Raw genomic sequence first — 9991 nt, 5'->3', positions numbered from 1 at the left:
GAGCGGCGCGATGGATGCCGCGGGCGATTTCCTCGTAGCGGCGGCGATGGCGCTGGCCGGTCGCGGTGTAGGAGCGGAGATCCTGGGGCATGGGCGCGGCTCCTCAGTGCGCAGCGGCGCGGTGGGCGGCCTTGGCAACCTGCCAGGCGGCCTTGAGAGCGGAGGACATCGCCACGCGGCGAGAGACGCCGCAGCGCTCCATGATGCCGGGGGCGGCGCGACAGGCAGCGGCCATGATGGCGGCGCGGTCGTAGCGGCCGGCGGCGACGAGGGGGCGCTTGCTGGCGCCGAACTGGATGAAAGCGCGGGCCGAGAGCAGGCCGGCGGGGATCTTGGGCTTGCTGTCGTGCAGCGAGCGGGAAATGCGGTTCCAGGAAACGGTGCGGTGGGACATGGCGTTGATTGCTCAGTGACCGTGTGATAGTCTGGATATCACTCGATCAATCAGTGGTCAACTGGCGCTCAGGTGATATTTTGACAATCACAGGCCAACAGCTTCGTGCAGCTCGCGCGATCCTGCGGTGGACCGCCCAGGACGTGGCAGATGCGGCCCGTGTCGGCGTCGCCACTGTGCGTCGAGCTGAGATGCAGGAAGGCGCTCTCGGCGTGACCGCTGCGAACGAGGCCGCGATCCAGCGGGCCCTTGAGGATGCTGGTATTCAGTTCATCCCGCAGAACGGCGGCGGCGCGGGTGTCCGGATGCGGCGGCCGTGAGCAGGCTGGAGGACGACAAGGCCGAAGCCGAACGGCTCAAGGCCATGCATAACGAGCGGACGAAGCTGACGGCTACCTACATGAACGGCGTCGCCATCGCGGCCATCGCCGTTGGTGGGCTCGCGCCGATCGCGCAGAACCACTTTGAGACGATGAACGATCTGGAAATCGGGCTGTTCTTCGTGAAACTCGTTCTTTGCCTCCTAGCCAGCTTCGGCCTACATCTCGGGGCGAGCTTCCTCCTGAGGGGTATAAAATGACCCTAGCCCAACTTGTCCTCGCGGCCGCGTTCCCGATCGGCGCGCTGCTCGTCGGCTTCGGCGCATTCTGGTTCGCCAAGCGGGCGGTCTGAGCGCTGTGTCAGCGCTATGAGACCCACCCAACTATTACCGCGGCACTGTTGCCCACAGGCCTTGAGCTCGCCGCGAGCACTTCCGCATGTCTAATGGTAAAATTAAAGTCGCAAGCGACCTTGTAAGTGAGAGCGGGTCTGAAAAACTTCGACTTATTAGATTGAAGGGGCATAAGGCCAGACAGATGTCGCATTACGGCGCTCATCAGGCCGACCTAAGATATTGTTATGAGCTTCTAATGCTGCTGCCTGGAAAGCCATCGGACCTATCAAGCGACGCCATTTGGAAGACGGCCATCATAACATACGTAAAATGCTTCTGCGGCAACAAAGCTAGATCAACAAAATTGCAAGAAGACGTAATTTTTAAAGGAAATGAAGACGCCCTCCATGTATTCAAATATTTTAAGAATTTGAGAAACAAGCATTTGGCGCATGACGAAAACGACTACACCACCTGCATACCTTCTGCATCAATAAATTACGGCGGCAAACCATACAAGGTTGAAAATATTGGCTTTATTGGTACGACCGCTCTAACCTTGGATCAAACAACCTACAATAATCTATTGAAATTGGTTATAGATACCAATCAATGGGTTCAAGAAAAATACAATACAATAACGAAGGAACTCAATGACGAGTTAGAGGGGATGCCCCTCGAAAAATTGCTTGCGCACGAAGAGGTCGGGCTAAGTATGCCAGATCTGGATCGTATCGGTCTGACGCGCGAAAGTGAAGCTTAGACCGTCACGTCTTAGATGACCGCACCGGCCGGGCGGCCATATCATCACGGCTCGCCCGGCCTCGCGCACATCCCGACCGCGCTGCGGCTGGTGCGCCTCAGATAGGCCTGCTGGCGATCCCTCGCCAGCTTGGGAGCATGCGAGCTTGATAGCAGGCAATCTCACGGTCCTGGTATCCTGCTGGCGGCGCATCTCGCCAGCGGGCGGACTCGCGGTCTCGTTGACAGGATCCATTGGGGGCTTGATTGCTGCCGAGCTTGATCGCAGCGGATGGGGGCAGACGTGCAGGTGATCGCGGTCACGGCCAGAAAAGGCGGCGTTGGCAAAACCACGCTCAGCATGCACCTGTCGGTCCTAGCGGCCAAAGCCGACAGCCCTGCCCTGCTAATCGACACGGACCCGCAACGGTCGCTCGCATGGTGGCATCAGCTCCGCGGGCCGGACGATCCGAAACTGATCGAGGCGGACGCTCGCGAATTGCCTGAGCTTGTCGAGGCGGCCCGACGCGAGGGGTTCGGTCGGATCATTATCGACACGCCACCGCACGCAGAGGACAGCATTCTAGCGGCCATGCGGGCGGCCGATCTCGTGCTCGTCCCTACGCGGCCGGGCCCGCTCGACTTGGCGGCCGTCGCCTCGACGCTGGATCTCGCGCAGCGAGTCGGCAAGGCGCCGCTCGCCGTCATCAACCATGCCCCGGCCCGCACGGGGTCGGCCGAGCCGGCAATCGTCGCCGAGGCGCGGGCGGCGCTGGTGAGCATGGGGGCGACCGTGGCGGCGACTGCGCTCGCGAACCGGGTTGCGATGTCTCACGCGATCCTGACCGGCTCCACGGTCAACGAACACGAACCGGACGGGAAAGCCGCGGCCGAGGTCGCCGCGCTCTGGCAGGAAGTCGAGGCGGCACTCGCTGCCGGGGAGAAGAAGGTACGATGAGCAAGGCGCCCCGCCCTACCTTGGACAGCCTCGCTGGCCGGTTCGCCCGGAAGGATCCGCCGGCTGTCACTGCCAACGTTATCAGTGAACCGCCCGCAGTGGCCGAGCCTGTGGGCTCGCCGGCTGGACTTGCTTCGACGGCCGCGGCAACCGTGAAGGCCAAGGCCGACGCTCGGGTGCAGATCCTGACGCGCATTGATCCTGCCACGCGCAAGCGGCTCAAGGTGATCGCGGCCGAACAGGAGCGCACCATCCAGGAGATATGCGAGGAAGCCATCCGCGATTTCGTGGCGCGGCATAGCAAGTGATCCTGTGAGCCCGGGATCCCGGTAGCTCGCCCACTTGTGGTCTCGGCATCTCGTGGTCTCGTGTTCTCGCAAGCTTGCTATCAAGCTACCTCGCTGGCTTGCTCCCGTGCCATCCTACGTGTAACTTGCGATAACCGTTATTCTCGAAAGTTTGATAGGATAGGAAGTGTCTTGGCGGCGTTGCCGGATTTGCCGTTGGAATGGGGGACGACAGCTCGGCGCTGGGTCGTCAAAACGATGGCGCGGTCCTCGATGGACGATGTTCCTCCCGGACAGCGAATGTACGTTGTCAGCGTGGTCGGGCGATCGATGCGCGCTCAGGGCGCGACACTGCCTGATGGATGGGAACGAGCACTCTCGCTTCTGTGCGGCTGGGGTGATCCGGGCGAGACCGTGCAAGAGACGACCAACACCGGGATGACGACAAAGATCGAAACGCGTGAGCGAGATCCCGATGCCTGAAGTCATTCCGGCCGAGTTTCACGACCACGCCGTAAAACTGCCAGCCGAAGCTGCCGCGATCGTTCGCGCCTATCAGCAGGCCAGCAAGGCGGACTCTACCGTCCGCGCTTACAGATCCGATGCCCTCGTGTTCCAGGACTGGTGCGCCCGGTACGGCTTCCGGTCCCTGCCGGCGAGCCCTGAGGCCGTGGCCGGTTTTATCGTGGCCGAAGCTGAGGCTGGGCGGGCCGCCTCGACGCTCGGCCGCCGCATGGCGGCAATCCGGCATGCCCACAAGCTGGCAAGCCTGCCTGACCCCACCGAGGATGAAGGCGTGCGCGCCGCACTCCGTGGCGCTCGACGCAAGGTGGGCGTCGCCTCGACGCAGAAGGCGGCCGCAACCGCCGATATCCTGGCCGCGCTCCTGATGCGGACACCCGACACCCTGACGGGCAAGCGCGACCGGGCGCTGCTGGCGCTCGGGTTCGCGGGGGCGTTCCGCCGGTCCGAACTGGTGGCGCTCGACGTGGAGGACCTGCGCGAGGACCCCGAGGGCCTGCGGGTGCTCGTGCGGCGCTCGAAGGTCGATCAGGAGGGCAGGGGGTTAGAGAAGGCTATCCCGCATGGCCGGTTCATCCAGCCCGTGCGCCTGGTGCGGGAATGGCTGGATGCGGCCGGCATCACGTCGGGGCCGGTGTTTCGGCCGGTCTCGCGGTCGGGGAATGTGCGCTCCCCAGATCCGGGGACCGCAAAAACGCCTCGGCTGACGACGCAGGCGGTGGCCGACATCATCAAGGCCTACTGCACGGCCGCGGGGCTCGATGCCTCGACGTTCGGGGCTCACAGCCTGCGGGCTGGCTACATCACCACGGCGGCCGAGCGCGGGGCCGATCTCGCGCGCATCATGGATCAGTCGGGCCACCGGGATCCTCGAACGGTAGTGGGTTACATCAGGCGAGCGAACGCTTTCAAAGGCCACAGCGGCAGCGGATTTTTATAGGTGTATAGCGCCGAGCAAAGAATGCCGTGGCTCGGAATATTTTTCCTAGTTGACAACACGCCGTCCTGATAGCGATCGCATATGATATTGCAACTATTAGATTTTTTCATGGCTTAGATTTTGCGGCGTGCTGAACGGACCTTAGCCGAGTACTGCCATGGATCTCTTTTCCGCCCTTCAAACCTCCGTATCAGGTTTGAAAGCTCAATCCTACGCTATCAGCAACATCTCTGGAAATATCGCCAATTCGCAGACGATCGGATATAAGGGTATTGATACAAGCTTCGTCGATCTAATGTCACAGACTACGCCAACCAAGGAGGTTTCTGGGTCCGTTATTGCTCAATCGCAGCTCACCAACACCATTGCTGGAAGTGTTTCTTCGACAAGCACCCCGACTAACATGGCGATCACGGGATCAGGTTTTTTCACGGTAGTGCAGAAGACTGGCGATGCCAACGGAGCCTCAACGTTCAGTGGCACAACCGCCTATACACGTCGGGGCGACTTCTCGCAGGATAAAGATGGGTACCTAGTCAATGGAGCAGGAGGTTACCTTACCGGCACCAATCTTGATCCAACGACGGGCCAAACAACTAGCACGGGCCTTATCAAGCTCGGAAATGTTTCACTTCCGGCTCAAGCCACAACTACGATTACCTATGCAGCCAATCTGCCTGCGACACCAACAGTAGACTCGACAGCCGTTCCAGCAAACAGCATCGTAGGCCCCGCAATCACAGCCTACACGGCGACTGGCGCGCCACTGACAATCAACACGCGCTGGGTGCAGACAACAAGTGGCAGTGCAGGCGGCGGCCAAGCCACTTGGAATTTATACTATAATAGTAGTACAAGTAGTGCTGCTAATTGGACCAAGACGGGTCCTGATTTTACATTTGACTCAACTGGCGCGCTCACCTCTCCTACCGGGGGGTCAGCAACGTTGAGCAATGTAGCCATTGGTGATTATACTTTTCCTAGTCTAAAGTTGGATATATCCGGTGGACTAACTCAGTATGCTGACAGCACCGGAGCTGCTACGACGAACACGCTTAGTCAGAACGGCAATAGTTCTGGAACTCTTACCAGTGTCGCAGTAGGAAGTGACGGAAAAATCAACGGAACGTTCTCGAATGGCTCAGTGGTAGCTCTGGCTAAGGTCGGAATTGCCCAGTTCGCCAATCCTGACGGCTTACAGGCTGACTCAAACGGTAATTATCTGCAGACGGCCGACTCGGGATCGCCCTTGTCCGGTCTCGATGGCAGTACGATCACTGGATCCAGTGTTGAAGGATCAAACGCAGACATTGCGACCGAATTCTCCAAAATGATTGTAACCCAGCAGGCCTACTCCGCAAACACTCGTGTCATGTCGACGGCGCAGACGATGATGTCCGATCTGCTCAACGTGATCCGCTGAGTGAGGATACAGTTCAAGCCATGGAGGCCGTGAGATGTCGCTGAACGCGCTTTCCACCGCGACGGCTGGGCTTGCGGCCACCCAGGCGGCGATCAACGTCGTCTCGCAGAATGTCGCCAACGCTGGCACAGTCGGCTACGTCAAGCGGACACTTTCGTCAGTCGCCACCGGCACGAGCAATTCAGGTGTCGCTAGCGGGTCAGTTACGCGCATCTTCAATACGGCGGCGCTGAAGCAGCTCCGGCAGGAGACGGCAGGAGCCGCCTACACTAGCACCAATTCAACGGCCGTTGCACAGCTTGACGCGCTCTACGGAACACCGGGCAGCTCAACGGCCCTCGATGGAACGTTGAATACCTTTACGGAGTCCCTTCAAGAACTTTCCGCCAATCCGACATCTTCTGCTGCGCGGTCTACCGTACTTGGCAATGCTGCAACGCTCGCTGGCCAAATCAATAGCATTGCATCAAGCGTTCAAGACCTCCGTACTGGTGTCGAGGCGCAGCTAGGCACCGACACGTCGTCTGCCAGCACACTCCTGTCCAACATTGCCAGCTTAAATACCAAGATCCAAAACACGACAGACAGCGCGTCCTTAGCCGATCTACAAGACCAGCGCGATCAAACGATCAACAGCCTGTCAAGCTACATGGACGTCCAGACCTCCGCTCAAAGCGACGGTTCGGTCTCGGTTACAACTCAGTCGGGTATCATGTTAGTGGACCGCGGCAGCGCGGCTAGTCTAAGCTTTGATGGACGCGGCACGCTGAATGCAAATTCGTCCTCTTCGGCCGACCCTCGTTCAGTGGGCACTATCACGGCCACGACACCAGGTGGCGCTAAGATCGACCTTGGAACGTCTGGGATACTTAGATCAGGAAGTCTCGCCTCTGAACTTAATCTCCGTGACAACGTACTGCCGCAGGCTCAGCGGCAACTTGACGACTTGGCAGCTGGTCTAGCCAGCGCGCTAACCGATAAGACCGTCACCGGCACGGTGGTGAATGGAGCGGCAACCATCGACCTTACCGGCATTCAGGCCGGAAATAGCATCACCATTCCGGTTACCGCAGCCAATGGGTCGGTGCGCAACGTTACGCTAGTCGCTTCGAACGCTGCGACTGCGGCCGTTGATCCAAGTCAGACCGATGACTCCAGCGGGCTCGCGCAGACCTTCGATATTTCCGGCGGTCCCTCGAACTACGCGAGCGCGCTTCAAGCAGCCTTGACGGCGCTCAGCACGCGAGCAACCGCTACAGGGTACAAGAATGTGCCCACGCTGACAGCTAGTGGTACCAGCGCGACGATCACGATCACGGGCTCTGGGGGCTCTAGCGTCACAGCGGCGAGTGCCAACATAACTGTCCCTACTTCAGCGAGTGATTTTTCCTCCGGCTACCCGCAGCTCGCCCTGTTCACCGATGGATCTAGCAACGCCCTCTACACAGGCTCGCAAGACAGTGGCTCGCAGCTCACCGGGTTTGCCCAGCGCATCACGATCAACACCGCACTCAAGGCGAACACATCCGCACTGACAGCGTCGAGCACCACCAATTCAACTGCTTCAGGATCACGTGCACAATCACTCTATACGGCGCTGACATCCACGCAGCAGACGTTCTCGTCGTCGAGCGGCATCGGTGGCGTCTCTGCGCCCTACAACTCTACCGTGGTGGGTTTCGCGCAGGACATCATCTCGGCACAAGGATCAGCTGCCACCACAGCATCATCGCTGGACAATACCCAGCAGACCGCTCTCTCAACGGCCCAGAGTCGGTTTTCATCGGGGGCAGGCGTCAACATCGACGAGGAGATGTCGAACCTCGTTGCATTGCAGACTGCCTACGGCGCCAACGCAAGAGTGCTGACCGCCGCCCGTGACATGCTCAACCAACTGCTGCAGATCTGACCATGACCGCAATCACGCCCTTCGCAGCTGGCAGCTACACTACCACCCGTAACACTACGCAGCTGCTTGCGTTGAAAAACCAGCTCAGTACACTGTCGACGCAGCTATCGACCGGGCTAACCGCGCAGACTTATGGTGGTCTTGGAACCGGCCGGTCGACGGCGCTCTCGGCACAGTCTACTTTGAGTGCGCTCACCGGCTATGCAGCCGGCATCACTGCGGCCCAGACACGCACTCAAGTCGCAGTCACCAGTCTAACACAGGTGGCAACCCTTGGCAGCAGCACGAAAACCACTCTTGAGAATGGCTCGCAGAGTACAGCAGTAAATCCAACTGCGAGCAAAACGCTCGCGCAGAACAATCTAGAGGCAGCGTTAGACGCACTCAACCAATCGGCCGGCGGGAGCTATCTGTTTGGTGGCAGCAATACCTCCACGGAGCCAGTCGTAGACGCCGACAAAATCCTAAATGGTACGATTGACAGCAACGGTAATACACTTGCTGGCCTAAAAACCGCAATTTCTGAACAAGTTACTGCTGATCTCGGCGCAGGGAGTAACGGTCGCCTGACGCAGACATCGCCAGGTGGCACAACACCCACCGGGACGACGTTGAGCACCACTCAGGTCGGCATCACCGAGGACACGAGTGCTCGGTCGACCCCGGCGTTTGGCTTCGCGCTAGCCGGCGCACCAACAACTACCGGATCCGCACTTACAGCGACCTACACGCCGTCTGCGTCAGGCAGTCCGGCCTCCTTCACTGTCAATGTTGCCACCCAGCCCGCCGTCGGCGACAACATGACGTTCACCCTGAACCTGCCAGATGGTACTTCAACAACGCTTACTCTCTCTGCGGCGACAACAGAGGACGCCACCTCTACAACAAGCTTCGCCATTGGCAGCGACACCAGCGCAACAGCAACGAACCTGTCGACTACGCTCAACAATGCTCTCAAGGCGGCGGCCAGCAGTACACTTACTGCCAGTGCTACGGCTCGCTCTGCGACGAACTTCTTCTCCGCATCAAGTGCCACTGTCGCAGCCGGTACGGCTCCTCTGCGCGTCACCACTGATGCGAACGGTGAACCGAGCTACACGCCAGGCAAGGCAACCGACACGGTAATTTGGTATCAGGGCGAGGATGGGAATTCTGATCCGCGTAGCACCCAGTCCGTGCAGGTCAGCGCAACAAGCACCGTCCAGACTGGGGTGAGAGCGAATGAAACTCCGATCGCTAATGTGCTTGCGGGTCTTGCTACCGTCGCGCTAGGCATGTCAAGTTCATCTGACGCGAATGCGACTGCGATCTACAATGCCATCAGCAGCCGTGCTCAAACACTCTTGTCGTCCACCGATACGAGCCCGAGCGTGCAAGATACGGTGACGGAACTCAGCCTTGCTTCAACTCGCTTGTCGAACGCAGCTACAACGAACACAGCGACCCAGAACACGCTCCAGAATACTCTTGACGGCATCGAGCAGGCACCAACGGAGGAAATCGCCACCAAGCTTCTTGATCTTCAAAATCGCCTTCAGGCAAGTTACCAGATCACCGCTTCACTTTCCAAATTATCCTTAGTAAACTATATAAGCTAGAACAAGCAGATTTATATTATGCCAATTCTAATTATTCATTGCGACATAAATCGGTCTGACATTAAGTCACATAAATCCAGACATAGTATAGCGGCAAAAGAAATTCAGCGAGGCAGGCGAATAGAGCAATTTAGCTCCAACGGGTCAATATTCTTTGTACAGACGCCAGAGAGCGCGTCAGATTTCGCGAGGAGGCTCGTCGAAAATGGCGGCATGAATATTGAGAAAGATCGGCTTGCTGTGATCGATGTAAGCCAGGGTAAGGCTTACATTTGGGGAAGCTTTGAGTCATGCGTCAAATCCAAATTCCCTTTCCTCGTCGTGGAATGCGTCGCGTGACCACTGATGCGGACGGACATGCCAGCCGGACGTAATCGGGGTATCCGTGGCCTCACTCTTACGGCGTCTGAGCGCCCTTCTGTATTGGTCAGCCCCCATTGAAGTGGTCCGCCCTTTGGTATGGCTTTTGAGCCTGGAGGACGGACGAGATGGCAAAATACCCGAAGCCCGAGGAGATCGTCGCGAAGCTACGTCAGGCGGACGTGCTGATCTCACAGGGCCAGA

11 protein-coding genes are annotated in these 9991 nt (G+C 58.8%); 10 read left to right on the top strand and 1 reads right to left on the bottom strand.

Annotated features, from left to right (window positions below; all coding sequences use genetic code 11):
- Positions 1-103: 103 nt before the first annotated feature.
- Positions 104-394: a hypothetical protein gene (locus MKK63_RS07835; RefSeq protein WP_244000368.1), complete on the bottom strand. Its 291-nt coding sequence runs from the start codon at positions 392-394 to the stop codon at positions 104-106.
- Positions 395-585: 191 nt separating this feature from the next.
- Here MKK63_RS07835 and MKK63_RS31945 point away from each other — a divergent pair, with 191 nt between their 5' ends.
- From MKK63_RS31945 to MKK63_RS07785, 10 genes are all read left to right on the top strand, one after another.
- A complete protein-coding gene (locus tag MKK63_RS31945) occupies positions 586-714 on the top strand; it encodes a hypothetical protein (RefSeq protein ID WP_313901754.1) in 129 nt (42 codons plus the stop codon).
- Positions 711-974: an amino acid transporter gene (locus MKK63_RS07825; protein ID WP_244000366.1), complete on the top strand. Its 264-nt coding sequence runs from the start codon at positions 711-713 to the stop codon at positions 972-974. Before MKK63_RS31945 ends, MKK63_RS07825 begins: the two co-directional genes overlap by 4 nt.
- Positions 975-1152: 178 nt before the next feature.
- The gene (locus tag MKK63_RS07820; RefSeq protein ID WP_244000364.1) at positions 1153-1812 is read left to right on the top strand and encodes a hypothetical protein; all 660 of its coding nucleotides are present in this window, start codon (positions 1153-1155) and stop codon (positions 1810-1812) included.
- A gap of 282 nt (positions 1813-2094) precedes the next feature.
- Positions 2095-2748 carry a ParA family protein gene (locus MKK63_RS07815; RefSeq protein ID WP_244000362.1) on the top strand — a complete coding sequence of 218 codons (654 nt, stop codon included), beginning with the start codon at positions 2095-2097 and terminating at the stop codon, positions 2746-2748.
- Complete coding sequence (locus MKK63_RS07810) at positions 2745-3056, top strand: ribbon-helix-helix domain-containing protein (RefSeq protein WP_244000360.1); 312 nt, start codon at positions 2745-2747, stop codon at positions 3054-3056. The genes MKK63_RS07815 and MKK63_RS07810 overlap by 4 nt, the downstream gene beginning before the upstream one ends.
- Positions 3057-3227: 171 nt before the next feature.
- Positions 3228-3518 (top strand): hypothetical protein, encoded by a 291-nt coding sequence (locus tag MKK63_RS07805; protein WP_244000358.1) that lies wholly within the window; start codon positions 3228-3230, stop codon positions 3516-3518.
- A complete protein-coding gene (locus MKK63_RS07800) occupies positions 3511-4497 on the top strand; it encodes a site-specific integrase (protein WP_244000356.1) in 987 nt (328 codons plus the stop codon). The genes MKK63_RS07805 and MKK63_RS07800 overlap by 8 nt, the downstream gene beginning before the upstream one ends.
- 157 nt (positions 4498-4654) lie before the next feature.
- Positions 4655-5920, top strand: a complete 1266-nt coding sequence (locus tag MKK63_RS07795; RefSeq protein ID WP_244000355.1) for a flagellar hook protein FlgE — start codon at positions 4655-4657, stop codon at positions 5918-5920.
- Between the two features lie 34 nt (positions 5921-5954).
- Entirely contained in the window at positions 5955-7829 is a 1875-nt protein-coding gene (gene flgK / locus MKK63_RS07790; RefSeq protein ID WP_244000353.1) for a flagellar hook-associated protein FlgK, read from the top strand.
- Positions 7830-7831: 2 nt separating this feature from the next.
- The gene (locus tag MKK63_RS07785) at positions 7832-9427 is read left to right on the top strand and encodes a flagellin (RefSeq protein WP_244000351.1); all 1596 of its coding nucleotides are present in this window, start codon (positions 7832-7834) and stop codon (positions 9425-9427) included.
- The last annotated feature ends 564 nt before the right edge of the window (positions 9428-9991 follow it).

This window comes from Methylobacterium sp. J-088, assembly GCF_022829295.1.
Taxonomy (GTDB): Bacteria; Pseudomonadota; Alphaproteobacteria; order Rhizobiales; family Beijerinckiaceae; genus Methylobacterium.
Note: the sequence above shows the minus strand (reverse complement) of the source record. Positions and strands in the feature narration are given on the sequence as shown.